Genomic DNA, 25,335 nt, shown 5'->3' with positions numbered 1-25,335 from the left:
CGGAGCTTCCATGACCAAAACAATCCTGATCATCAACGGTCCGAACCTTGATATGCTGGGCACCCGCCAGCCCGAGGTTTACGGACACGATACGCTGGCCGATGTCGAAGCACTTTGCCAGCGCATCGCCAAGGAAGAAGGCGTAGAGATAGACTTTCGCCAAAGTGACAGCGAATCCGAGATCATGGGCTGGATCAAACAGTCGCGCGGCAAGACCGCAGGTTTGCTGATCAATCCCGCCGGCTTCACCTCGACCTCGATTGCCATTCTGGACAGTCTGCTGATCTATGATGCGCCCATCATCGAGGTTCACATATCGCCGCTGTTCCGCCGCGACGAATTTCGCCACTTGTCCTATGTGTCCAAGGCAGCGACCGCAAAGATCGAAGGCTTTGGCATCCGGGGCTATGATTTTGCAATCCGCAAGCTGGCAGAGCTGGCAAACGCACGATGATGGGGCAAAGCCGCTGGTGGCGGTCCAGATAGGCAAAAAGATGTGCTGCGGCGTTCCCGCGCATTCCAGGAGATGGACTATGGCACTTTCCAGCGATGCGACGATGGTGCTGTTCTACGATTTTGAAGGCGACACCGCAGATCACGACGACTGGCATAGCAATCAACATTTCCTCGAACGGCTTTCTGTGCCCGGTTTTCTACGCGCGACCCGTTGGGTGGCGCGGACAGGGTCACCCAGATACCTTGTCACCTATGAGGTAAGCGACACCAATATCGGAACGTCCCGACCTTATCTTGAGCGTCTGAATGATCCGACATCATGGACGGGTCAGGTGATGCCACGGTTTCGCGGCATGACCCGTGGGTTCTGTGATATTATCGCAAGCCATGGGATTGGCCTTGGCTCGACGGTATTGGTGCTGCGGTTTACACCTCGGACGGACTCTATGGATCATTTGGTTGATGCCCTGACCGATGATGTGCTTCCCGCTATCGCCGCAACGGCGGGGATTGTCAGTGCGCTGTTGATGCGCCCGGCAGCGCCCCCGCCGATGACCCGCGAACAATCCTTGCGCGGCCCCGACAAGCCGATGCCATGGGTGGTCTTGGTTTCGGCCTACGATCCGGCGCCGCTGAACCGGGTTGCATCCGTGCATTTCGACAAGGCGCATCTGTGCAACATAGGCGCGTCTCCTGATCTGGTTTTGAACCAATATACGTTGGCGCATACAGCCACGGCAGCGGATGCTGCGCGGCAGATGGCGCAGTCGGGCTAGCTGAACCTGGCGGCAGACCGCACCGCGATACCCGCAGCCCTAGTCGAAATGCCCAGCCCCCATGACGTGCGCGACGCCGCTTTGGATGTGGCGCGTCAGCAAGGCCACTGCTCCCTTGGCATCGCGTCCTATCACCAGATCGCGCAGCGCGGTGTGGTCGTCAACCACGCCCTGACCCCGGAAATTTTTGGCAAGCATGTGATAGCGCGCGAACCGGTCGAAAATCGACGAATGGGTCTTCATCAGAACCGGTTGACCGCAGGCCGAGATGGTTGCGTGATGAAACCCCCAGTCGCAGGACACCCATTGATCCACCCCGCCCTGTTTGGCGGCCATCAGATCACGTTCAGCCACGGACAGCTTGTAATGCGCCGCCACGACCGAGGCTTCCCATTCTATGTCACCCTGCGCGATGGACGTCCGCAAAGCGTGTGTTTCAAGCAATATCCGCAGGGCCGCCAGTTCATGAAACTCTGCGCCACTGACCCCTGCCACCCGAAATCCGCGTTGCCCTTCGGCTGTGACCAGCTCCTCAACCGCCAGTCGGTTCAGGATTTCGCGCAACGTGGTGACACTGGCCCCGTAAACTTCCCTCATCCGGTCCAGCTTTAGCTTGTGGTCCGGCAAAAGCTGGCCATTGACGATATGTGACCGGATACGCCGATAGGCGACCTCACCGATGGTATCGCCCAACCGCTCGTTTATTTCAAATCTGACGTTCTCCATAGGACCGGAGTATATGAGGTTATTTTCGCGGCTGTTAGACCGAAACTGGGGAAGCGGGTCGTGTTGCAGGGATAATCTGCAGGTTCTGTCGCAAGCGCTCAGGCCAAGAAGCGACTGACAGCCGTTTCCTGACGGATCGAAGTTCCACAGGTCAATTGTCTGAACACCTAGCTTTTCTTCAGGTTCGGATCACGCACCAAGGGACCCAACAGAACAGAGCCGAACAGGGGCTGGTATTGCTCGCGGATGTCGCGGGGTTCCTTGAACGACAAGGCGTATTGGCCGATCTGATGAAAATAGGTGATGCGCGCGCGCACAATGCTTTCATCCTGATCATAGCCCATTTTCTGAAAGGCCTGCGTCAGAAGATCCATGCGCAGATTGTCGTTCTCCTCGACCTCGGTTGCCAGTGCTTTCGAGGTGCGCGACCAGTCGCGGGTGGCCAGATCAAGCGCGGGGCTGAACGGTGCTTCGTCCACCCAGACATGCACGATGTCGGTGAACAGTTGCAGGCCATCGTCATGGTTCGCATCGCTCAGGGCATGGAACGGGGCACAGTTGGCGCGGCGCCATTCGTTCAAAAGCTCTTCGTGCAGGTCTTTCAAGCTTTTGAAGTGGAAATAGAAACTGCCACGGGTGACCTTCAGTTTCCGGGCAAGCCCGTCGATCTTGACCTCGGCAATGCCGCGTTTCTCCAGCACCTTTCGTGCCGCCGCAACCCAGGCATCGCGTGACAGGTTCTTGCGGGGGACCCTGGTGGGCTTATCTGTTTTTACAGGTTCACTCACGTGCCAACAGGGCCTTGCTTTCATTGTGATTTCCACGCCCGAAGGTCGCGGCAAAAGCTGTCATGTTTGCCCGTCCATGTCCATAGACCGGTCACGGCAGCGACCCGATACGTTCCAACATCAGGGCAAAGAATGCATCCGCATCGACCCGCCGCAGAACATTGCAGTTCTTGTCGTTGCCGGTGACACCCCACCAGTCGACAACGGTCATGCCAATGGTCACGGGCGACGATATATCAACTGTGACGTGACACATGCGCTGTTCGTAGATTTCTGGCGCCAGAAGATATCCGGTGACACAGGCATCGTGAATCGGGCGCGCTTCGGTCGGGAATTTGTGCGATCCGTACTGGCGGAAGAAATCGGCCAGATTGGCGGCTTGAACGGCGGCGTGGCTGCCGGTGTTGCGCAGCTTTTGCAGCCATTCCGGCGTCATCTGTGCGGTATAGGTGCAGTCAATGCCCGCCATCGTGACCGGCACACCGGATGCGAACACTTTGTGCGCGGCATGGGGGTCGACGAAGATGTTGAATTCGGCGGCGGGCGTGGTGTTGCCCCCCTCGAAAAAGCCGCCGCCCATCAGGACGACCTCGCGGATGCGCGGGATGATACGCGGCTCCATCGTCATCGCCATTGCCACATTGGTCATGGGGCCAAGGGTGCAAATCGTGATCTCGCCCTCGGGTGCTTCCATCAGTGTGCGCACGATGAAGTTGACCGCATGTTCAGTCTGCAAGGGGGTGACAGGGTGCGGCAGATCGGCCCCGTCGATCCCGGTTTCACCGTGGATATGTTCGGCGGTCAGCAGCTTTCGCACCATGGGCGCGGCACAACCTGCAAAGACCGGCACATCGGTGCGCTTTGCCAACTCGACAACCTTCAGCGCGTTCAGAGAGGTCAAAGGCAGCGGGACGTTGCCTGCAACGGTGGTAATGCCCACAACCTCCAGTTCTTCGGGCGACCCCAAAGCGAACAGGATGGCAAAGGCATCATCATGCCCTGGATCGGTATCTATAATGATTTTGCGCGCACTCATCCGCGTGACCTTCCTTTGTGACAAAAAACTATTGCTGTTTTTTGCGCTTCGTGAATACAATACAGTACTGTATGTAGATGGCAAGATCGACAAGACTGGGAGACTGCGATGAACGGGGCTGAACGGGGCGATTTTTCTGAAATCCCGAAGCTGGATGTATCGGCGCTGTATGGCACGGACGACGGCGCGATTGCCGCCACCGCCGCCGAAATGCGCGGCCACCTTGAGACGACCGGTTTCCTTTATGTCGTCGGCCATCCCATCACCACGGGCCAGATCGAAGCGGTGCGTACGATGGGCAAACGCTTTTTTGCGCTGTCCGAGGACGAAAAAGCCAAGATCCAGATCGACAAGAATTTTCGCGGCTACCTCAAATTCGCGGGTTCGACCATCGTGACGTCGTCAGTCGAGCAGGTGAGCAAGCCCAATCAAAGCGAATCCGTTTTCTTCATGCACGAGGTTGCCGAACACGATCCGCGTGCGGTTCAGGGTCTGCCGTTGCAGGGGCCGAACCAATGGCCGGACGCGGAAGTGCTGCCGGGTTTTCGTGAAACGATCGAAGCTTATGTCGAGGCGATGACGGTGCTGGGCCGCAAGATGGCCAGCGCGATTGCAATCTCGCTGGGGCTGCCCGCCGACAGTCTGAACCGTTATTTTGAAGATCCGACAACATTTCTGCGTCTGCTGCACTACCCCCCGCAACCACCCGAAGACGGTTTGTTCGGCTCGGCTCCGCACACCGATTACGGGTTTATCACGCTGCTGGCACAGGATGACGTGGGCGGGCTTGAAGTGCTGAACAAGAATGGCGACTGGGTCGCGGCCCCGCCGGTTCCCGGGGCATTTGTGATGAACGTGGGCGATATCCTGGCGCGCTGGTCCAATGATCTGTTCGTGTCCACCCCGCACCGGGTCATCAACAGTTCGGGCCGCGAACGGTATTCGCAACCGTTCTTCTTCGATCCGTCAATGGACGAGACGATCAAGGTTCTGGAACCCTGCATCGGACCCGACGGGAAAGAGAAGTACGAGCCGATCCTTTACCGCGACTACCTGATGGAACGGATCGACAAGAATTATCATTACCGCAAGAAAGCAGCCGAACAGGCGACATAGCCGGCGGCTGTGTCACTTATTGGGCTTATCAACCAATACCAACTTGGAGGGATATCATGAAAAAAACCAATAAACTGATCGCACCCATCGCGGGCGCATTGTTTGCGCTGAGCACAGGCAGCGTGTCCGCAGCAGACATCACGGTGTCACCGGATGTGGCCGAAAGCGGTGTGCTGACGATTGCGAACACGCTGGATTACGCGCCCTTCGAATATCTGGACGAAAACGGCGAACAGGCCGGTATCATCGTCGAGCTGGCCAATGCTGTTGCCGACGCCATGAACGTCGAACTGGAAATCCAGCGCACGCCGTTCCCGTCGATGATCCCCGGCCTTGCCGCGGGCCGCTTCAGCGTCGCATGGGAGACATTTTCCGCCACGCCCGAACGTCTGGAGCAGGTCGATTTCGTGATGTTCCTCAAGGCAGGTGTCGCCGCATCAACGCTGCCCGCCAAGGTCGAGGAATTTTCCGGCGAATACCCGTTGTGCGGCAAGGCCGTTGGCGTGTCGGCAGGCAGCCTGGCCGATTTCCTTGTTGAAAAGCTGAATGCGGAATGCACCGCAAACAGCTTGGACAATGTAGATAAATCGGTGTTCAACACATCGACCGACATCGTGCAGGCCGTTCTGTCCGGTCGCATTGATGCCCGTCTGGACGATGCCACCGCCTCGAGCTTTTTCGAGATCGAGAGCAAGGGCAAGCTGGTCGTTTTGCCGACCCTCTACGAGGTGTCGCCACTGGGCATGGCCATCGCCAAGGACGACCCTGACACGGCCAACATGATGCAAGAGGCACTGGCAGCCGTATTCGAAAACGGCACTTACAAGGCCGTTCTGGATAAATTTGGCATGGGTGCCTATGCGATCAACGAACCCTATCTTGTCAGCGCGATGGACGATCTGCGTCAGGACTGATGACAACAGGCGTCCGGTTGTTCCGGGCGCCCTGCACACACCAAAGGACGTCTGCCGATGAGCGCTCATGACGCAAATAACAACGCACAGGTGCAGACGGCCTCTGAGACAGTGGCGTCCCTGAAGGTTGTGCCGCAAAAGCAGTACGGGCTGTGGATCGGAACGGCGCTGGTGCTGGTGTTGATGTATTTCATCATCCGCGCCTTTGCCGTCAATCCGGCCTTTGAATGGGACGTGGCGCGCAGCTATATGTTCCATCCTTCGATCATGCGCGGACTTTACAACACGCTGCTGCTGACTGTGATCATCATGGTCGTGGCCACGATCCTGGGCACGATTATCGCAATCATGCGGGTGTCGCGCAGCGAAATCCTGAACGGGTTCGCGGGCGTCTATGTCTGGTTCTTTCGCGGCGTGCCCGCGTTGATTCAATTGATATTCTGGTTCAACCTGTCCTTGCTGGTCAGCAATATCTCGATCAGCCTGCCGTTCGTGGGCGAGGTGTTTTCCGTACGCACCAACGACTTTATGACCCCGTTCTTTTCGGCGGTTGTGGCGCTGGCGCTGTGCGAAGCGGGTTACATGGCCGAAATCATCCGCGCAGGCATCAAATCCGTGCCGTCCGGTCAGGCCGAAGCGGCGACAGCCCTTGGCATGCCGTACCGGATGATCCTGAAACGCATCACGCTGCCCCAAGCCATGCGCTTTGTCGTGCCACCCACCGGAAACGAGGCGATCAACCTGTTGAAAATGACGTCGCTGGTGACCTTCATCGCCGTGGATGATCTGTTTTACTCGGCCCAAAGCATCTATGCCCGCACGTTCGAGACGATCCCGCTGCTGATCGTCGTATCGACCTGGTATCTGGCCGTGGTCAGCATCATGTCGGTTGGCCAATACTTCCTCGAGCGGCATTTCGGACGCAGCGACAAGCGCAACCAGACGCTGTTCGACACGTGGGTCCGCGCGATCCTTGGCCGCAAAAACCGGAGCAATGCCGATGTCTGAGGCACAAAAGCTGAACAGGGCACGGTTTGACGTGCCCGAAACCTCGATGATCTTTGCACGTGGCGTGCGCAAAAGTTTTGGCGCGATTGAAGTCCTGAAAGGTGTCGACGTGGACGTGGCGGAAGGGTCCGTGACCTGCATCATCGGGCCGTCGGGATCAGGCAAAAGCACGTTCCTGCGCTGTATGAACCATCTGGAAAAGCTCAGCGGCGGCGTCATCCTGATCGACGGAAATTTTGTGGGTTACGATCTGGTGGGTGACCGTCTGATCGAGCTGAAAGACAAGCTGGTTTGCCAGCGGCGTGCCGAAATCGGAATGCTTTTCCAGTCCTTCAACCTGTTTTCACATATGACGGTCATGGAAAACCTGATCGAAGCGCCGGTGCGTGTGCGCAAGTTGCCAAAGGCCGAAGCCGAAGCCGCTGCCCTGACGCTTTTGGCGCGCGTGGGGCTCAGCGACAAGGCGGCCAGCTATCCGCGCGAGCTGTCCGGCGGCCAGCAACAACGCGTGGCGATTGCGCGCGCACTGGCGATGAAGCCCAAGGCGCTGTTGTTTGACGAACCCACATCGGCGCTGGACCCCGAACTGGTTGGCGAGGTGCTGAACGTCATGCGCGATCTGGCGAAAAGCGGCATGACCATGGTTGTGGTGACGCACGAAATCGCCTTTGCCCGCGAAATCGGGGATCAGCTTATTTTCATGGATGACGGCGTGGTCGTCGAAAAGGGCGATCCCAAAGAGATGATCGAAAACCCGCAATCGCCGCGCACCCGCGAATTTCTGTCGCGCGTTCTGTAACGCGGCGACGGCCTGACACTCCCACAATTTTCGCTGACCCCGCGTGTCAGCAAACAAAGGTATCCAAGATGGACAAATCCGATCTCGACTTTGCCAGCCTCGCAGTCTTTTACGAACCGGAAGAGCATTCGCAATCCATCAACTACCCGCTGTATATGTCCGCGAACTTTGAATACGGCGGCGATACCTATGACCGCATCACCCAAGGCGCGCGCAAGGATGTGAACATCTATTCGCGCTGTGGCAATCCGACGGAATACCAGTTCGAGGAACACGTCGCCCGGCTTGCGGGCGGCACTGCCTGCCTGGCGACGGCGTCGGGGATGGCCGCGATCTCGCATGCTCTGTTCGGGGTGATGAAAGCGGGCGATCACGTGATTGCGGACCTGACGACCTATTCCAGCACACATGAATTCTTTGACCACCGCGCATGTGATTTCGGTCTGGACGTGACGCTGGTGGACTGCACCGATGTGGCCCGCGTCCGCGCCGCAATCCGCCCCGAAACCAAGGTTCTGTATTTCGAGGCGATTGCCAACCCGACAATGAAGGTCGCGCCGATGGCCGAACTGGTGGCGCTGGCGCATGAACATGGCATCGTGGTGATCTGCGACAACACTTTTGCCTCGCCCGCAATATGCCGGCCGCATGACTTTGGCGTCGATGTGGTCGTGGAAAGTGCCACGAAATTCATCGGCGGGCACAACGATGCGGTGGGTGGTGTCATCACGCAGAAATCCGACATCCTGCCCGCCGACTGGCTGGAAGACGTCCGCTGGAACACGCTGAACAAACTGGGCGCGCCAATCTCGCCGTTCAATGCCTGGCTGCTCTTGCGTGGGGCGCAGACCCTGGCCCTGCGCGCCGAGCGTCAATGCCAGAGCGCCGCCAAGATCGCCGCATGGCTGGACACCCATCCCCAGGTGGAACGTGTGTTCTATCCGGGATTGGAATCGCACCCCAACCATGAAGCAGCAAAGATCCAGTTGCGTGATTTCGGCTGCATGATGTCGTTCAAGGTCGCCACCGAGGAAATGGGCGTGCAGATCCTGAAAAACCTGAAACTCTGCGCCTTTGCTGCCAGCCTGGGCGGGGTCCGCACCACCACCCAGATGCCCGGAACGATGGCGTTTCTGGACATCCCTTTGCAAGAGCGGATCGCCATGGGGATCGAACCGGGTCTGGTCCGCGTATCCGTGGGCATTGAGCATGTGGACGATATCATTGCCGATCTGGATCAGGCGATACAGGCGGCTTTGGCTTAAGTCTCAGGGGCCGCGACTGTCCGCTGCACCATCGTCATGAAATCATAGCTGTTGCCGTATGGTCGTACCAATGCTGCACGCTGACCGGGACGCCCTGATCGACCTATCCCCGGTTCAGGACGTCACGGTGGCCACAGGCAACCGGCACCGAAGAACCATTGGTTTTGCGGCGAACTAAGGAACAAAAAGCTGCACCTGGGCACATCACTGCCGTCGGGGGGCGGTTACATCATCAAGGGCGCGATTAACCACCGATGACGTAAAGCTTGCGCATGTGTTCGTGGATGGTCCATTCCCCCTTCCAGCCTTTCGGAAGGATCAGCAAGTCACCGGGGCCGATCTCGCGGGGGTTGGAACCGTCCTGATTTTGCACGGTCGCCCGACCGGCGATGATATGGCAATATTCGCCTGCCGCCGTGCGGTCTGCGGTGAACCGGCCCGGCGTGCATTCCCAGACACCGATGTTGGTCTGCCCATCCTCCGATGCCCACAGATTGACGGCCGCTTCGGTCTGGCCGGGGGTCAGCGTGGTCGGTTTCGCGGCGAAAGCGCCCACATCTACTGCGGAAAGATCGGGAAAGCTGTTCAGGTCGATCATTGTCATTTTTCCTTTATCACTCAAAGCTGGTCGGCGCTGGATACGCTATAGTGGGCGCGGGCCAGCCAGTCAGGGCAAACTTCGATCCCCCAGCCGGGGGCGTCCGTCACGATGGCTTGCCCGTCATCAATGCGGTAGGGGTCTGTTGTAAACAGCCCGTCCTGCCAGGGATAGTAATCGGCCCCCTCGATCGAAAATTCCAGGTATTTTCCCGCGTTGGGAATGGCGCGCAAAAGGTGCATCGTGAACAGCGTGACCAGCGACAGGTTCGCACAATGCGGCGTCACCGGCAGCTTCGCGGCCTCGGCCATACGGGCAACGCGCAGGGTCCGCGCGATCCCTCCAAGATACAGAATGTCGGGCTGCACGATGTCGACGGCGCGCATGTCGATCATGCGCTTCCAGATCGTCAGATCGCAATCCTGTTCGCCCCCCGTCACGTCGATGTCCAGCGTGTCGGTGACCTGTTTTGTCTGCTCCAGTTCCCAATAGGGGCAGGGTTCCTCGAAATGGCTAAAGCCGTTCTGTTCCAGCATCCGCCCGATCTCGATGGCACGGTCGGGGGAATAGCAACTGTTGGCGTCGATCAGCAGGGTGGCCGTGTCGCCCATCTCGCGGTGCATGGTCGTGATGATCTCTTCGGTCCGGCCCGGCCATTCATCGCGGTTGCGTCCCACTTCGGCACCTGCCCGAACCTTGAACGCGTCGAAACCGTGCCGGTCGCGCAGCCGCTTCATCCGGTCCGCCTCGTCCGTCGGTGTAATGTCGCGCTTCATCGAACTGGCGTAGGCGCGGATCGGGCCTGGCGTCCCGCCCAGAAGTTCGGCCACGGATTTACCCGCCTGCCGCCCTCGCAGATCCCAGACCGCCGTGTCGAAACCGGCCATGGCTCGGCGCAGGTAGGAGCCGGGGAATTTGTGCTCGCGTTCGGTGACAAGGTCGAGCAGGTCGTCCAGATCGCTGGTGTCCCGGTTCAGAACCCAACGCGCGACCTGCCGGTGCAGGACCTGGCATGTGATGTCGGAATTGTAGGTCGACACCTGTCCCCAACCGATGCTGCCGTCTTCGGCGGTGATGCGTACGAAGCCTACGTATTTGGTGTCGAAAGTCTCGATCCGGGTGATCTTCATCCTGCTTTATCCTTGCGTCATCAAGTCATATGCACGCTCGCCCACCATGACGGCGGCGGCGTTTGTGTTGCCCGTCGGGATGGTCGGAAAGATCGCGGCATCCGCCACGCGCAATCCGGCGATCCCGTGAACCCGCAGGTGCGGGTCCACGACAGAGGTTGCGGCATCGGTGCCCATCCGGCAGGTGCCGCACTGGTGAAAGACGGTGCCAGCCCGGTCGCGCACGAATTCAAGGATATCCGCATCGCTCTGGTAGCCCGGTCCGGGTTCAAGCTCGGTCTCTATCAGGTTTTCCAGCGCAGGCATGGACGCGATGCGCCGGATCTCGCGCACGCCGCGCACCATCAGGTCGCAGTCATATGCGCTGGTCAGGTAGCCGCCGCGCAAAGCGGGCGGCGCGAAGGGGTCGTTACTGGTCAGGCCGACACTGCCCCGGCTGGTGGGTTTGCAGGGGTTGAAGCCCATGCGCATCGCGGGAAAGGCATCCGGATTCATCAACGGGCGTTTGCCCTTGGGCGCGGTCGAATAGCTGAGTGGCGAAAAATAAAGCTGGGTGTCGGGCACGCCAGCACCCTTGGCAAGCCGCGTGAACCCACCGCCCTGATTAAGGCTCATCGCCAACGGACCCTTCTGCATCGTGACATATTGCATCCCGGCCCAGGCTTTGCCCCACCAGGGGCGCAGGGTCTGGTTCAGACTGGGCCTGCGGGTTCTGTACAGCAGATCATAGCCCAGGTGGTCCATCAGGTTCGCCCCCACATGCGGGGCGTCCAGCACGACATCAATCCCGTGCTCGCGCAGATGCGCCGCAGGTCCGATCCCCGACAGCATCAGAAGCTGCGGTGAATTCAGCGCCCCGCCGCACAGGATTACCTCGTTGGCAAAAGCTTTTTCGCGGCAGCCCTTCTTGACGTATTCCACCCCGGTCGCGCGCTGCCCTTCAAGCAGGATGCGCGTCGTCATGGCGGCGGTTTCGATCCGGAAGTTTGGCAGATGGCTGGCGCGACGCAGGTAGGCCTGCGCCGTCGATGCACGGCGTCCACCTGCGGTCGAGATCTGGTAGAACCCCGCGCCGTTCATGTCGGCACCGTTGTAGTCCGCGTTGGTGGGGATGCCCGCCTCTGCGGCAGCGGCGATACAGGCATGGGTCAGCGGGTGCATCTGCGCGCTCATGTCCGTGACGGACAATGGCCCGTCACCACCGCGCTCGGGGCTTTGCGCGCCCGACCAGCGTTCGATCCGCCGGAAGACCGGGGCCACGTCCTTCCAGCTCCAGCCGGGGGCAAGCGCGCCCCATTCGTCGAAATCGGCGGGATGACCACGCACCCAGACCATCGCGTTGATCGCGGACGATCCGCCAAGAACCTTGCCGCGCGGCCAATAGACCTGACGGCCGTTCAGCCCCGGTTCGGGTTCGGTCGTATATTTCCAGTTGAACCGCGCGTCGTGAAATACCTTGCCATATCCCAGCGGAATATTGACCCAAGGGTGTTTGCCCGCGCCGCCCGCCTCCAGCAGAAGCACGCGCCGCCCGGCCTCGGCCAGCCGCGTTGCGAGCGGGGCGCCGGCAGAGCCGGCACCGACGATGATGTAATCATATCGTTCCATGATGTCAGGTTTTGCCCCGTCCGAATATCGCCACCAGCACCATCATCAGCGTCGTGATCAGGATCATGATCGTCGAAATCGCGGCAATCGTGGGGTCGATCTGGTCGCGCAGGGCATTGAACATGTTGCGCGTCAGGGTCGGATTGTCGCCGCCCGAAATAAACATTGCGATCACCACCTCGTCGAAAGAGGCAAGGAACGACAACAGCATCGACGTCACCACCGCGAAGCGGATTTGCGGCAGCGTGATCGTCAGGAAGGCACGCCATCGCGGCGCACCAAGGGACCGCGCCGCCTGTTCAAGATTCATGTCGAACCCCTGCAAAGCAGACCCCGTCACGATAACCACCAGCGGAATCGCCAACAGCGAATGCGCCAGCACCAGCCCGGTGATCGTATAAAGGATCTGAAGCTTCACGTAGGCATAGAAGGCACCCACCGCGATCAGCACCACCGGCACCATCATCGGCGTGATCAGCAAGACAAAGGCGGCGCGGATATAGGGCAGCCTGGAGGCGTGAAGCGCATAGGCGGCCAGCACCCCGATCGGTGTCGCCACCAGCATGGTCAGCACGGCCGTTTTGAGCGATGTCGCCGTCGCCTGCATCCATTCGGCCGATCCGAAATAGTTCCTGTACCAGCGCAGCGACCAGGTTTCAGGAGGGAATTCGAGATATTGCGAGTCCGAGAAGGACATCGGGATCACGATCAGCGTCGGCAGGACCAGCAGCATCATGATGATCGCGGCGAACGCATACAGCCACAGGCGTTGGCCATGCGTCACCTGTGTTTCGGACGCCGGGGATTTAAGCCAGTTCAACATCAGTGACCTCCCCCCGCCATCTGCTCCAGCCGGGTGAACCGCGACGCGATCCACAAGACGATGACGGTCAGAACCAGAAGCACGACACCGAGCGAGCTGGCGGCCCCCCAGTTCACGAAAAGCTCGATATTCGAGACGATTTTCATCGACACCATGATAACGCGCCCGCCACCCAGGACCGCAGGCGTGACGAAAAAGCCCAGACACAGCACAAAGACCATCAGCGAACCCGCGAACAGGCCCGGCGTGGACAACGGAAAGAAGACCGTCCAGAAAGCGCGGCGCGGGCTGGCGCCAAGGTTCGACGCAGCCTTGAGGTAATCCTTGTTGATCGCGCGCATCGCGCCATAAACGGGCAGGATCAGAAACGGCAGCATGATGTGTACCATACCGATCAGCGTGCCGGTCATGTTGTGTACGAATTTCAGCGGTTCATCCCAAAGTCCCAGGCTGATGGCCCATTGGTTCACCAGACCCTGTTTCTGCAACAAGACCAGCCATGCGTAGGTGCGCACCAGAAGCGAGGTCCAGAAGGGAAGCAGCACCGTCACCAGACACAGGTTGGCCCAGCGTGTTGGCAGCTGTGATATGAAATAGGCCAGCGGATAGCCGATAACGATGCACAGCGCCGTGGTCAGGATACTGACCTGAAAGGTGGTCACAAATATCCGCAGATAGGACTTGCGCGACACCATCCGCTCGTAATTCTCAAGCGAGAAATTCCCGTCGGCCCCGACAAAAGACACGTAGAACAGCCAGCCCACCGGGATCACCAGAACGACCAGCACCAGAAGAATTGCGGGCGATGCAAGGCCGAACAGCTTCCACCGTTCCAGCCGTTCGTCCCGGCGCAGGCCTGCGGCATGAAGATCGGTCACGGACATCTACCTCTCCCCATCTGCGATAACGACCGTATCGGCCTTGTGCAGTCCCAGCTTCACCGCATCTCCCACCTGCGGCAGCTTGCCGAAAGTCCCTTCGCGGATCGCCCCGCGCACAGCGATTTCGCTGCCGTCCGGCAGGCGCGCATACAGCAGATAGCTTTCGCCCTGATAAACCAGCTCGGTCACCTTGGCGTCGAAGATGTTCGTATCACCGGGCAGATCACCCGTCAGCAGCCGGACCCGTTCCGGCCGCACCATCAGCAGCAGGTCGTTCCCGTCAGGCATCGCACCGTCCATCTGAAGCTTGGAACCGGCAAAGCTGACACCCGCACCCTCGCGCAACACGGGAAGGAATGACGAATCCCCGATGAAATCGGCGACGAACTTGTTGGCGGGCCGGTCGTACAATTGCTGGGGTTCGGCAAGCTGCATGATGCGACCGCGGTTCACCACCGCAATCCTGTCCGACATGGTCAGCGCCTCGCGCTGGTCGTGCGTGACATAGACGGTCGTCATGCCCAGCTTTTCATGCAAATGCCGCAACTCGATCTGCATCCGGTCGCGCAGCTTTTTGTCCAGCGCGCTCAGCGGTTCGTCCATCAGCAGGATGCGCGGTTCGAACACGATGGACCGCGCCAGCGCCACCCGCTGTTTCTGGCCCCCCGACAGCTGGTCGATCCCGCGATCCCCGTAGCCGCCAAGCTGCACAAGCTCCAGCGCCCTGTCGATCCGGTCCCGCGCCTCGGCCTTGGGCACATTGCGCAGTTTCAGCGGATAGCCGACGTTGCCCGCCACGGTCATATGCGGAAACAGCGCGTAATTCTGAAACACCATGCCGACGCCGCGCAGGTGGGGCGGCGTGCGGATCATCTCGTCCTCGCCGAACTTCAGGCTGCCGTGATCCGGGCGCGTGAACCCTGCCAGGACCATAAGCAACGTCGTCTTGCCCGACCCGGACGGGCCCAGAAGGGTGAGAAACTCGCCGCTCTTCACATTGAGCGATACGCTGTCCAAGGCATGGACCGAACCATAGGTCTTGGTGACGTCGCGGACGGTGATTGGCAAGGCGCCGGTTTTCGCTGTCAATTTTTCACTCCCTCAACTGCAAATCGCAGGAGGCCGGCAAAGACCGGCCCCCGATGGTGCATGGACTTATTCGGTCAGCATTTCCTGGTACATTTCCGCCGCCGTGGTTTCCCACTTGGCATACCATTCCAACGAGATCGGAAGCTGCATCGCCATGTTCGCAGGCGAAGAAGGCAGATTGGCCGCCACCTCTTCGGTGATTTCGCCAGTTTCGTAAGCCGCGCCGTTGGTCGGTCCGTAAGTGATGAACTTGGGCAGATCGTCCTGGTATTCGGCCTTGGAAATCTCGGCGATAAACGCCATCGCAAGATCCTTGTTCGGCGCCCCCTTCGGGATCGCGAAGCAATCGTAGTCAAGCAGACCCTGATCGAAGTTATAGGAAACTGCGGCACCATCAGCGGCGGCATTGTCAAAACGGCCGTTCCAGCCCGTGGTCATGTCGACCTCGCCGTCCTTCATCAGCTGCGCATGCTGCGCGCCCGAGGTCCAGAAAACCGCAATGTTCGGCTTCAGCTCGCGGATCTTGTCCAGCGCGCGTTCAATGCCTTCTTCGCTGTCCAACTCGGTATAAACGTCCTCGGGGGCGACACCCAGCGCCATCATCGCAGGCTCAAGCGCGCCTGCAACCGTGCCACGATAACCGCGCGAACCGGGGAATTTCTCTGTGTCAAAGAAATCGGCCCAACCACGGGGTCCGTTGTCGCCATAGGTCTTGGTGCTGAAGGCGGGCACGACCGAAAAGACGTCTCCGCCAACGCAATATTCACTGTAGAACGCGTCGGGAAAGCGGCTGACGTCGATCACGTCGTAGTCGAGCGGTTCCAGAAGACCTTCCGCACCGGCGCGCGCCGCTGATCCCGATCCGCTGGCCACCACATCAAGCGTGACCTGCCCCGATGTGACCTGCAAACGGACATCCGACATCCCGCCGTAGGATTCCTGTTTCACTGTAACGCCGGTCGCGGCTTCGTAGGGTTCAAAAAGCGCTTTGCTCTGTGCATCCTGATAGGACCCGCCCCAGCTTGCGACGGTCAGCGACTTGTCTTGCGCCAGCGCCGTTGTGGCCAAAAGGCTCGCGGCAATTGTAAGTGCAATCTTGTGGTTCATATTGTTCTCCTCTGTTGGTTGCTGGCCCCGGTTTTCCGGTGACCTGTTGATTATACTCGTGCCGGTTCCGCCCGATCCCGCGTGCCCTGCCCTGCCCTTTTGCGTTGCTGGCCGTCCCGCCAGCGATACCAGGCGACGGCCGCAGGCAGAAACCAGGGCCGCCCCGTGTAAAAGGGCCGCGTCTGAAAGGGCAGGTCGTCAAAGGCCGTGCGCCCCTCGGCCAGCCCCAGCACCTTCTGACCCATGCGCATACCAAGATAGGACGACATCGCAACGCCCGACCCGCAGTATCCCATCGCGTAATGCACGCCGTCATGGGTGCCGGTGTGGGCAAGCTCGTCAAAGGTATAGGCGACGGTGCCGCTCCAGCTATGGCTGATCCGGGCGCTGCGCAATTCGGGAAAGATCTGGCACATCGCGTTGTGCAGCCGCGGGCCGCTGACCGCAGGATCGGTTTCCCCGGCGGACACACGCCCGCCGAACAGCACGCGCCTGCGGTCAGGCGAGGTGCGATAGTAATAGATGACCTTGCAGGTGTCGGTCACAACCCGACCTGTGGGAAACAGACGGTCGATCAGGGCCGGGTCCAGCGGTTCGGTCGCGATAACATAGCTGCCGATCGGGATGACCCTGCGTTGATGCCAGGGGGTCGCACCACCGGTATAGCCGTTGGTCGCAACGATCACTTCCCGCGCCCGCACCAAGCCTTTGGATGTGCGCACCTCGTGTCCCTGCAAACCGGACGCAATATCCAGCACCCGGGTCTGCGCCAGAACCTGCGCGCCGGCATTCAGCGCGGTTTGCAGCAATCCCCGCATGTATCGCGCCGGGTCCAGCGCGCCATGTGCCGCAAAGACGGCGGCCCCATGATAGGCATCCGTCCCCAGTTCGGACCGCTGTTCCGCGCGGGAAATCACTTCGACATCGGTGTTCTCGGTGCGCCGCAGCAGGTCAGCCTCGCGGGCCAGCACCTCATAGGCTTGCGGTGTATGCGCCGCGTGTACCCGCCCGGACCGCTGGAAATCACAGCTTATGTTTTCGGCAGTGATACGATCCTCGATCCACTGAAGCGCCGCATCTCCCTCCGCACGAATGGCCTTCGCCCTGTTCGCGCCGTGGCGCGATGTCAGCTTGGCCAGGGACGGCTTGATGCCCGTCCCAACCTGTCCCCCATTCCGCGAACTGCACCCCCAGCCAGGGGTCTCGGCGTCTACCACCAACGTGCTGCGCCCGCCGCGCGCGGTTTCTATCGCCGCGTTCAGACCGGTGTAACCGGAACCGACAATCAGGACATCCACCGTTGGCGGCAGGTCGACCTGCGGCACATCGGGCGGCGACAACCCGTCCAGCCAATAGGACGTGTCCGACCAATCCTGCGTCCACAGACTTGGATCGCGGTCTTCGGCATTTCGCCCACCCCTGTTCATGTGGCTCGTACTCCCGTTGAACCCAGATTTTCATCGAGACTAGGAGGCACTCTTGGATTTAGCAATTTAATGTGTGTAATAGTATATTTCGATTTCTTTATACAAGAAGAGGGCGTTCCATCCATGTCTCTGAAGTTGCGACATCTCGAAGTCTTCAATGCGGTGTTCGAAACCGGGTCGATCAGCAACGCCGCGCTGCGCCTGAACCTGACCCAGCCTGCGGTCAGCATCGCGCTTGGCAATCTGGAAGACGAACTTGGTTTTCGGCTCTTTCACCGCAAGCGCGGGTTTTTCGCCCCGACGGGCGAGGCGCTGCAATTGCGCGGCGAGGTCACGCAGGGCCTGATGGCGCTTGGCCGGATCGAAAAGCGCGCCGACGAAATCCGGCGCGGATCGGCACGGGGCCTTAGCCTTGCGACCAACGGTGCCCTGTCGATGAATTTCCTGCCGCGCGTCATCACCGAATTTCAGGCGCTGCATCCCGGCACGCCGATCGAACTGCGGGTTCATTCCTCGCGGCAGATCGCGGATTGGACAGCCAGCGGCCAGATCGACATCGGCCTGATCGACTCCCCTGTTCCGGTCGCCGGGTTAAAGGCTTCGGTCTTTGCGATGGAATGCGTGTGCATCATGCGCCAGGACGATGACCTGGCCAGCCGCGATGTCATCACCCCCGCTTGCCTGGCCGACCGCGAGATGATCGGTATCAACGGCGATCATGCGCTGGACCGCCAGTTGAACCAGATGATGTTCGAGGTCGGCTTGCCACTGCATTTCCGTGCGTTCAGCTACTATTATGCCATCGCGCGCAACATGGTGGCCACCGGCGGGGGGCTGGCGATCATTGACCCGATCAATGCCAAGGCAGATCTGGGCGATGGCGTGATCTGGCGTCCCTTTGCCCCGCTGATCCTGCACGAGACCGTGATGATCTCGTCCAGGGACCATCCCGCCGCAGAGATCCGGGAACAAATGCAGGATTTCGTACAGCAAAGCATCGCGCCGTTCACCTTGCCAGGGGGGTGACGCGGCCGTCGTTCAGCTTCAAAAGCCCGTGGTTAGCTTTTTCCAAAGCATGACTGCGAAAGAGGTTGCTTTATTTACCCTCGATCTCTCACGATGTGTAGGACGCGACGGAGTGGCTGTTCATCTGCTTTCTCCGCCCTCCGACCCTGTGCCGCGCGGGTGTATTGCAAAGCAAGGGGACACTCTCAGACACGGCGGCCAAGAGTCCCACCCAGCACGATCGTCACAAAAGGACACAGGATGAAAGACGCAGCCGAAGAACTTCTTGAAAATGTGGCGCTTCCGTTTGAACAGGCCCGTGCGATGCCGCCGTCGGTTTATACCTCCGAGGCTTTTCTGGCGCGCGAAACCTCGTCAATTTTCGCACAAGACTGGTTCTGCGCAGGACGCGTGGACGCGCTGGCCAATCCCGGCGACTACATCACCTTGGACCTCGCGGATCAGCCGATCATCCTCTTGCGCGACCAGTCCGGTGCTTTGCGGGCGATGTCGAATGTCTGTCGTCACCGCATGTCGACGCTGCTCGAAGGCCGTGGCAACACGCGCAGCATTGTCTGCCCCTACCACGCCTGGACCTACAATCTGGACGGATCGTTGCGCGGGGCACCGGCGATGGATCAAAACGATGGATTTTGCAAATCGGACTACAGTCTGCCGGATATCCGCTGTGAGGAATGGCTGGGCTGGGTCTTTGTGACGCTCAACCCGGACGCCCCGGCTGTCGCGCGCCAACTGGCCAAGGTCGAGGATCTTGTCGGTGACTATGACATGGCAAACTACACCGAAACCTTTTTTGAAAACCACATCTGGAATACCAATTGGAAGGTGCTGGCCGAGAACTTCATGGAAAGCTACCACTTGCCGGTCTGCCATGCCGGGACAATCGGCGGCTTGTCCAAGTTGAATGATATGATCTGCCCGCCGGGCGAAGACGCCTTCAACTACCACACCATCCTGAAAGACGACTCGCTGAGGATCGCGCTGGCGCATCCCAGCAATACGCGCATGCAAGGCGACCGTCGCCGCACGACCTTTCTGCTGGCCATCTACCCCAGTTTGCTGATCACTCTGACGCCGGGGTATTTCTGGTATCTCGCCCTGCATCCGCACGGCGTGGGCCAGGTCCGCATCGGCTTTGGCGGCGGGATGTCGAATGACTACAAGGACGATCCCGACGCGCAGGCGAATTTCGTTCAACTCAAGACCTTGCTGGACGAGGTGAACGTAGAGGACAAGGGATGCACGGAAAAGGTCTATCGCGGGCTGCGGTCGCAAGCGGCATCGCCGGGACATCTGTCGCATCTTGAACGGCCAAACTATGATTTTGCGCAGTATATCAATGCCCGCATACAGGCGGCGGACAAAAGGCAGGACCGGACATGACCCATCTTCGCATCCGAAAGTTCAACACCAGGGACACCTATCCGGAACAGTCGCTGGACAACGATCTGTGTCAGGCGGTGGTGACGCAAGGTGGCAAGACGGTCTATCTGCGCGGCCAGTGCCCGCAAAGCCTGGATGATTTCAAGAACATCGACAGCCATGATCCTGTGGAACAGACCCACAAGGTCATGCAGAACATCAAGCAGCTGATCGAAGAGGCGGGCGGCCAGATGTCCGATCTGGTCAAGGTGGTCGTCTATATCACCGACGTGCGGCACCGCGAGGCGGTTTACCGCACCATGGGCGAATACATCAAAGGTGTGCATCCCGTGTCGACCGGGCTGGTCGTACAGGCCCTGGCGCGGCCGGAATGGCTGGTGGAGATTGACGGCACCGCGGTGATCCCGGCATGACTTTTTCCTTGGTGGCGCGCTGCGCTGATACGGGCATGTTCGGCACGGCAATCGCCTCGTCCTCACCCGCCGTCGCGGCGCGATGTTCCTATACCCGCGCAGGTGTCGGCGCGGTCTCTAGCCAGAATATTACCGATCCCAGACTGGGGCCATTGGCGCTGGATCTGATGCAGGGCGGCTTGTCCGCAAAGGCCGCAATTTCCAAAGTTCAGGCGCAGGGCCAGTTCATGGAATATCGCCAGGTGCTGGCGATTGATCCGAACGGCAGCACGGCGATCCACTCCGGGCCGCGGTCGCTTGGCATCTGGACGCAAGCAAGCGGGCAGGACGTGATTGCGGCGGGCAACCTGCTGGCCAATGCGCAGGTGCCGCAGGCGATGGTGGCGGGGTTCGAGACCGCAACGGGCCATCTGGGCGATCGCCTGATCGCGGCGATGAAGGCCGGCCTTGCGGCAGGCGGAGAGGCTGGCCCGGTTCATTCAGCGGGACTTCAGATCTGCGACACCGTGCCCTGGCCGGTGGCCGATCTGCGGTGCGACTGGACCGACGACTGCCCGATTGCGGCGCTGACAGAAGCATGGGCCGTATATTCTCCGCAGCTTGACGCTTATGTGCAACGGGCCATCGACCCAAGAGAGGCGCCGTCCTATGGCGTCGCAGGGGATGAGTAACGCCGCTTGAATTTGCGGGCACCGAAAGCCACTGTTGCACATGCCTTTGCGTTTTTCATTCAGACAACTGGAATATCTGGTCGCCGTTGGCGAAGCTGGCACGATTGCCATGGCCGCACAGCGCGTCAACGTGTCGTCGCCGTCCATTTCCTCTGCCATCAGCCAGTTGGAAACCGATCTGGGCCTGCAACTGTTCGTGCGCCATCATGCGCAGGGTCTGTCCCTGACGCCCGGCGGGCGGCGGGTGTTTATTGCGGCAAAACAGATCCTGTCCGACGCCAATGGCTTGACCGATCTTGCCAACGACATCCTGGAAACGGCACGGGGGCCGATCGCGATTGGCGCACTGTCGACCCTCGCCCCCATCGTCAGCGCCCGCTTGCGCCGGTCGTTCGAGGCCGCCTATCCGGACGCATCGGTCAGCCTGAAGGACGGCAGCCAAACCCATCTGCTGCGTATGCTGAGCCAGGCCGAAATCGACGTGGCGATCACCTATGATCTGGACATCCCCAAGGATATCCAGTTCGAGCCGGTGGCGACCCTGCCGCCCTATGTCATGTTGGCCAAGGATCACCCGAAGGCCGCCCAACCCGCGTTGAACCTGGCAGAGCTGAAAGACGAGGCCATGATCCTGCTCGACCTGCCGCTAAGCCGCGACTATTTCCTGTCGTTGTTTCACGATTGCGGTCTGCGCCCGAACATCGCCGCGCGGACATCCGACATGTCGATGGTCCGCAGCCTCGTCGCCAATGGCTTTGGGTTCGGTCTGGTCAACCTGCGCTCACGGTCTGATCTGGCACCGGACGGTGAAACGCTGGTGACGCGGCCACTTGCCGGGCCGGTCCGGCCCGTGGTGCTGGGATTGGCCACCAAGGGGTCTGATCATCGGTCCGGCATCGTCACGGCCTTCTTTCGCCACGCCAAGGACCAGTTGGGCCGCGGCGAACACCTAATGCCGGACGACCAGCCCTAAATTCCCGCGACAAGCCGCTTCAGAAGCGTGTCCATCATTTGATCGCATTTGACCAGTTGCGCGCGACTGACAAATTCGTCGGGCCGGTGCCCCTGTGCCATGGACCCCGGCCCGCAAACGACCGTCGGAATATCCAGTTGCGTTGAAAACAAACCACCTTCCGTGCCAAAGGCGACTTTGATCGTCGCATTGCCACCGGTCAGGGATGTCACAAAGCTGACCACATCGGCATCGCGCCCCGTGGCAAGTGGCGGGTAGCTGCCGGTGGTTTCGATCTTGATGTCGGCCTCGGCAAAGGTCTGATGCAGCGGTTTCAGGATATTCTGCGCGGCCTCTTTCAGCCGATCCAGAATGATCTGCGGATCATCGGCCGGCAGATTGCGGATTTCAAACAGGAATTCTGCCGTATTGGGCACGATATTCAATGCGACACCGCCACTGATGCGCCCGACATGCAGCGTGGAATAGGGGACATCATAATCATCATCCGGCAGTGACGTGCGGCTGATTTCGGATTGGATCGCGCGAATTGCCGCGATCATGTCACAGGCCAGGTGGATGGCATTCAGCGCCGTTGGCGCCAGCGCGGAATGTCCTTCGCGACCTGAACACAGGACGCGGCACGCTGTCTTGCCCTTGTGGCCTGTGGCAACCATCATCTCTGTCGGTTCCCCCACGATGCAGAACATGGGCCGAAACGGCGCAGCAGCCAGCAGGTCGATCAGCGACCGCACCCCGATGCAGCCGATCTCCTCGTCATAGGACAGGGCCAGGTGCAATGGCGTCTTCAAATCCATCTTCGCGGCGCGCAAGGCCGCGGACAGTGCGCAGGCGACAAAACCTTTCATGTCTGCGGTGCCGCGCCCGTACACCTTGCCTTCGGACTCTGTCAGCACGAAGGGGGGCACCGACCAGGTCTGGCCCGTCACGGGCACCACATCGGTATGACCTGACAGCAGCACCCCTGCACGGTCCAGCGGACCGATGGTGGCGTAAAGGTTCGCCTTGGGCTGCACCGGGTCCTGGATCACCGTGACATGCGCCCCGGCCTCGCGCAAAAGGTCCGCGCAATAGGCGATCAGATCGTCATTGGGGTCGGCGCTGACTGTCGGAAACCCGATCAGCGCCTTTAGAATATCAACCGTTTGCATGTGCAGCCTGCCCCGCCGCCTGTCCATGCCTGTCCGCGATGTGCTGTGCGATATGTTGGGCATCGACCCAGACACCCCAGATAAACGCCGATCCCCGCATCGACAGCCACGGCAAGCCGATGAAATAGACGCCGGGGACCGATGCCACGCCGCGATCATGCTGCGGCTTGCCGGTCGGCGCGAAGGTATCGACATGCAGCCAACTGAAATCTTGCTCAAAACCGGTCGCCCAGATGACAGTCGTGACGCCCGCCTCTGTCAGATCAAGTGACAGGACCGGATTGGTCAGGCACTCGGGATCGGACGGAAGAACATGCGCCTCGGGCTCTGCCGGAAGATCAAGTTCCTCTCTCGCGGCGTATTCGTCCGCCTCTTGCAACAGCGACAGGTAGTTCGCATCGCCAGCGGCAATATTTGCGACAAGATCGTCGTTGAACCGCACGACACCATCATCATACCCCTGCGTCCGACCAACCAGCGTGATGCCGGTGTCCGCAAGTCGGCGGAAGTCGACCGTTTCACCGCCGTTGGCTCCGCTGACCGCAATGGTCACATGCGCTTTTCCAGCGGGTGGCGTCCTGGCCTGCCATTTGCCCAGAACGCCCAGCCACCAGCAAAAGTCCCGTCCGCGATAGCGGCGTGGCGGCCGGTCATGCGGCCCCACAGACAGATAAACCCGGCGTCCGGCGCGTTGCAATTCACTGGCGATCTGCGTGCCGGACGATCCGGCGCCGACGACCATAACGGCACCCGGTTCCAGCTGGTCCGGGTTGCGATAGGCCGATGAATGCATCTGCGTCACACCGTCAAGGGCCGGCAGCACGGGCGGAATGACCGGTTTTTGAAACGGCCCCGTCGCGGCAACGATGTTTTGCGCCGCGATCGTCCCCTTGGATGTCTCGACCCGGAAACCTGTGCCGCCGACGCCGTGCCGGACGTGTCGGACCTCCACCCCGCAATGAACCGGGGCTTCGATCTGCCGCGCGAAATCCTCGAAATAGGACGCGACGCTGTGCTTGGTCGCAAAGGAGTCCGGTGCCGTATCCGCAAAAACCTTGCTGGGGAAACGGTCGTGCCAGGCCGGGCCGTTGGCCACTAGGGAATCCCACCGCTCCGTGCGCCATCGTTCGGCAATGCGGGCACGTTCCAGCACCACATGCGGGATACCGCAAGCGCTCAGATGCGCGCTCATCGCCAGCCCGGCCTGACCGCCACCTACGACAACCGTATCCGTTTTTTCGGGTAACATGGGAATCCTTTGCGCATCCGCGAGCCTTCTGGCACGTCTCGGATCAATCTACTCAGGGTAAGAACTGACTGAAAATACGATTGCGCTAAGCACTGCTTGCGCCCAGGCTTACGTCGCGGATCAGCTTTCAGGTCGCGCCGCAACAGGTCAGTATTTCGTCGTCACCCTGTGACCGCGACGATACGTAAGCCGGACAAGGGTGATTGCCCGCTCCCTCAGCCACGTTGTGCGTTCGGTGCGAAACAGGGCATTCGCGGCAAAGCACCCCATGTGATCGGCAATTTCCTGTGTCGCCTCCACCGCCATAAAACTGATCTCGGCATTGGAAAATGGTATCTCTGCGAGCAGCCATTCATTCGGTCCGCTCGCGGAAAAATCTGCATCCAGCACAGAGGGAACGACCTCGGGATTGATCCAGCGCTCTTCGTGCTGATAAGGGATACCATCGGCCCAATGCATGCAGACCACCCGCACCACCTGTTGGCCAGACGTCAGAGCAAGTCGCCCGCGCAGCCAGTCTGGCACCTCGGCGACTGTCCTGTCGATCAGCGCATAGCGGTACTCTGCCCCCTGCGCCTCGATCTCTTCCCGCACGATCGGAATCGAAAAGCGGGCCTGACGGATCGGTGCCTTGCGAACCCGCGTGCCGACCTTGCGCTTGCGTTCAACGATACCTTCGTCCGCCAATTCGCGCATCGCCCGATTGACCGTTGCACGTGCGCAGCCGTAGGTTTCGGCCAGGTCCATCTCGTTCGGCATCAAAGTGCCGGGCGCCATGATCCCCCGCGCAATCTGATCGAGAAGGTCCGCTTTGACATCCTTGAAGGTCACGGTCAATTGCACTTTCCCTTCATTATTTCAGCCAACCTAACCAATAGACCAGCCCAGCTATTCAAACTTCGGGTATACAGGCGGCTTAAGA

At 60.1% G+C, this 25,335-nt stretch carries 26 protein-coding genes; 12 read left to right on the top strand and 14 right to left on the bottom strand.

The genetic code is table 11. From position 1 onward, the window contains the following. Window positions 1-10: 10 nt before the first annotated feature. Window positions 11-454, top strand: coding sequence for a type II 3-dehydroquinate dehydratase (locus AAC077_RS15000; RefSeq protein ID WP_339770996.1), 444 nt, complete (start codon window positions 11-13; stop codon window positions 452-454). Next, the gene (locus tag AAC077_RS14995) at window positions 408-1,232 is read left to right on the top strand and encodes a hypothetical protein (RefSeq protein ID WP_339770995.1); all 825 of its coding nucleotides are present in this window, start codon (window positions 408-410) and stop codon (window positions 1,230-1,232) included. Before AAC077_RS15000 ends, AAC077_RS14995 begins: the two co-directional genes overlap by 47 nt. A gap of 39 nt (window positions 1,233-1,271) precedes the next feature. Here the strand turns inward: AAC077_RS14995 and AAC077_RS14990 are convergent, their stop codons facing one another. The 3 genes from AAC077_RS14990 to AAC077_RS14980 form a co-directional block, all read right to left on the bottom strand. Then, entirely contained in the window at window positions 1,272-1,925 is a 654-nt protein-coding gene (locus AAC077_RS14990; protein ID WP_339770993.1) for a GntR family transcriptional regulator, read from the bottom strand. A 200-nt stretch (window positions 1,926-2,125) separates the two neighbouring features. Beyond that, window positions 2,126-2,746: a TetR/AcrR family transcriptional regulator gene (locus tag AAC077_RS14985; RefSeq protein WP_339770991.1), complete on the bottom strand. Its 621-nt coding sequence runs from the start codon at window positions 2,744-2,746 to the stop codon at window positions 2,126-2,128. 91 nt (window positions 2,747-2,837) lie between these two features. Further along, a complete protein-coding gene (locus tag AAC077_RS14980; RefSeq protein WP_339770989.1) occupies window positions 2,838-3,782 on the bottom strand; it encodes a nucleoside hydrolase in 945 nt (314 codons plus the stop codon). A gap of 108 nt (window positions 3,783-3,890) precedes the next feature. On the opposite strand from AAC077_RS14980, the gene AAC077_RS14975 reads away from it, so the two are divergent. From AAC077_RS14975 to AAC077_RS14955, 5 genes are all read left to right on the top strand, one after another. Beyond that, window positions 3,891-4,898 (top strand): 2OG-Fe(II) oxygenase family protein, encoded by a 1,008-nt coding sequence (locus AAC077_RS14975; RefSeq protein WP_339770988.1) that lies wholly within the window; start codon window positions 3,891-3,893, stop codon window positions 4,896-4,898. Between the two features lie 56 nt (window positions 4,899-4,954). Next, entirely contained in the window at window positions 4,955-5,812 is an 858-nt protein-coding gene (locus AAC077_RS14970; protein WP_339770986.1) for an ABC transporter substrate-binding protein, read from the top strand. 57 nt (window positions 5,813-5,869) lie between these two features. Then, window positions 5,870-6,820, top strand: a complete 951-nt coding sequence (locus AAC077_RS14965; protein WP_339770984.1) for an amino acid ABC transporter permease — start codon at window positions 5,870-5,872, stop codon at window positions 6,818-6,820. Further along, complete coding sequence (locus tag AAC077_RS14960) at window positions 6,813-7,619, top strand: amino acid ABC transporter ATP-binding protein (protein ID WP_339770982.1); 807 nt, start codon at window positions 6,813-6,815, stop codon at window positions 7,617-7,619. The genes AAC077_RS14965 and AAC077_RS14960 overlap by 8 nt, the downstream gene beginning before the upstream one ends. Before the next feature lie 68 nt (window positions 7,620-7,687). Further along, complete coding sequence (locus AAC077_RS14955; protein WP_339770980.1) at window positions 7,688-8,884, top strand: aminotransferase class I/II-fold pyridoxal phosphate-dependent enzyme; 1,197 nt, start codon at window positions 7,688-7,690, stop codon at window positions 8,882-8,884. A 244-nt stretch (window positions 8,885-9,128) separates the two neighbouring features. Here the strand turns inward: AAC077_RS14955 and AAC077_RS14950 are convergent, their stop codons facing one another. The 8 genes from AAC077_RS14950 to AAC077_RS14915 all read right to left on the bottom strand — a co-directional run bounded on the left by AAC077_RS14950 (window position 9,129) and on the right by AAC077_RS14915 (window position 17,547). After that, window positions 9,129-9,482 carry a cupin domain-containing protein gene (locus tag AAC077_RS14950; RefSeq protein ID WP_339770978.1) on the bottom strand — a complete coding sequence of 118 codons (354 nt, stop codon included), beginning with the start codon at window positions 9,480-9,482 and terminating at the stop codon, window positions 9,129-9,131. 20 nt (window positions 9,483-9,502) lie between these two features. Then, window positions 9,503-10,612: a mandelate racemase/muconate lactonizing enzyme family protein gene (locus AAC077_RS14945; protein WP_339770976.1), complete on the bottom strand. Its 1,110-nt coding sequence runs from the start codon at window positions 10,610-10,612 to the stop codon at window positions 9,503-9,505. Window positions 10,613-10,618: 6 nt separating this feature from the next. Continuing rightward, window positions 10,619-12,220 (bottom strand): GMC family oxidoreductase N-terminal domain-containing protein, encoded by a 1,602-nt coding sequence (locus AAC077_RS14940; protein WP_339770974.1) that lies wholly within the window; start codon window positions 12,218-12,220, stop codon window positions 10,619-10,621. Between the two features lie 4 nt (window positions 12,221-12,224). After that, window positions 12,225-13,043, bottom strand: a complete 819-nt coding sequence (locus AAC077_RS14935) for an ABC transporter permease (protein ID WP_295512411.1) — start codon at window positions 13,041-13,043, stop codon at window positions 12,225-12,227. Then, window positions 13,043-13,927, bottom strand: a complete 885-nt coding sequence (locus tag AAC077_RS14930; RefSeq protein ID WP_339770972.1) for an ABC transporter permease — start codon at window positions 13,925-13,927, stop codon at window positions 13,043-13,045. The genes AAC077_RS14935 and AAC077_RS14930 overlap by 1 nt, the downstream gene beginning before the upstream one ends. Then, on the bottom strand, window positions 13,928-15,013 hold the full coding sequence (locus AAC077_RS14925; protein WP_339770970.1) for an ABC transporter ATP-binding protein: 1,086 nt from the start codon (window positions 15,011-15,013) through the stop codon (window positions 13,928-13,930). 66 nt (window positions 15,014-15,079) lie between these two features. Continuing rightward, the gene (locus tag AAC077_RS14920; RefSeq protein WP_339770968.1) at window positions 15,080-16,120 is read right to left on the bottom strand and encodes an ABC transporter substrate-binding protein; all 1,041 of its coding nucleotides are present in this window, start codon (window positions 16,118-16,120) and stop codon (window positions 15,080-15,082) included. Between the two features lie 50 nt (window positions 16,121-16,170). Beyond that, complete coding sequence (locus tag AAC077_RS14915; protein ID WP_339770966.1) at window positions 16,171-17,547, bottom strand: FAD-binding oxidoreductase; 1,377 nt, start codon at window positions 17,545-17,547, stop codon at window positions 16,171-16,173. Between the two features lie 123 nt (window positions 17,548-17,670). Between AAC077_RS14915 and AAC077_RS14910 the strand changes: the two genes are divergently transcribed. The 5 genes from AAC077_RS14910 (at window position 17,671) to AAC077_RS14890 (ending at window position 22,013) form a co-directional block, all read left to right on the top strand. Further along, a complete protein-coding gene (locus tag AAC077_RS14910; protein ID WP_339770964.1) occupies window positions 17,671-18,573 on the top strand; it encodes a LysR substrate-binding domain-containing protein in 903 nt (300 codons plus the stop codon). Between the two features lie 240 nt (window positions 18,574-18,813). After that, a complete protein-coding gene (locus tag AAC077_RS14905) occupies window positions 18,814-19,956 on the top strand; it encodes an SRPBCC family protein (protein ID WP_339771101.1) in 1,143 nt (380 codons plus the stop codon). Continuing rightward, window positions 19,953-20,369: a RidA family protein gene (locus AAC077_RS14900; protein WP_339770962.1), complete on the top strand. Its 417-nt coding sequence runs from the start codon at window positions 19,953-19,955 to the stop codon at window positions 20,367-20,369. Before AAC077_RS14905 ends, AAC077_RS14900 begins: the two co-directional genes overlap by 4 nt. Then, window positions 20,366-21,040, top strand: coding sequence for a DUF1028 domain-containing protein (locus tag AAC077_RS14895; RefSeq protein ID WP_339770960.1), 675 nt, complete (start codon window positions 20,366-20,368; stop codon window positions 21,038-21,040). The genes AAC077_RS14900 and AAC077_RS14895 overlap by 4 nt, the downstream gene beginning before the upstream one ends. A gap of 46 nt (window positions 21,041-21,086) precedes the next feature. Continuing rightward, a complete protein-coding gene (locus tag AAC077_RS14890) occupies window positions 21,087-22,013 on the top strand; it encodes a LysR substrate-binding domain-containing protein (protein WP_339770958.1) in 927 nt (308 codons plus the stop codon). Here AAC077_RS14890 and argE read toward each other — a convergent pair. From argE to AAC077_RS14875, 3 genes are all read right to left on the bottom strand, one after another. Beyond that, window positions 22,010-23,164: an acetylornithine deacetylase gene (argE, locus tag AAC077_RS14885; RefSeq protein WP_339770956.1), complete on the bottom strand. Its 1,155-nt coding sequence runs from the start codon at window positions 23,162-23,164 to the stop codon at window positions 22,010-22,012. The two genes, AAC077_RS14890 and argE, sit on opposite strands and share 4 nt — an antisense overlap. Further along, the gene (locus AAC077_RS14880) at window positions 23,151-24,413 is read right to left on the bottom strand and encodes an NAD(P)/FAD-dependent oxidoreductase (RefSeq protein ID WP_339770954.1); all 1,263 of its coding nucleotides are present in this window, start codon (window positions 24,411-24,413) and stop codon (window positions 23,151-23,153) included. The genes argE and AAC077_RS14880 overlap by 14 nt, the downstream gene beginning before the upstream one ends. Window positions 24,414-24,560: 147 nt before the next feature. Beyond that, a complete protein-coding gene (locus AAC077_RS14875; RefSeq protein ID WP_339771098.1) occupies window positions 24,561-25,244 on the bottom strand; it encodes a GntR family transcriptional regulator in 684 nt (227 codons plus the stop codon). Between the last annotated feature and the right edge of the window lie 91 nt (window positions 25,245-25,335).

Origin of the sequence: uncultured Pseudosulfitobacter sp. (genome assembly GCF_963976325.1) — a bacterium.
Classification (GTDB): Bacteria; Pseudomonadota; Alphaproteobacteria; order Rhodobacterales; family Rhodobacteraceae; genus Pseudosulfitobacter.
This window is presented reverse-complemented; position numbering and strand designations above follow the sequence as displayed.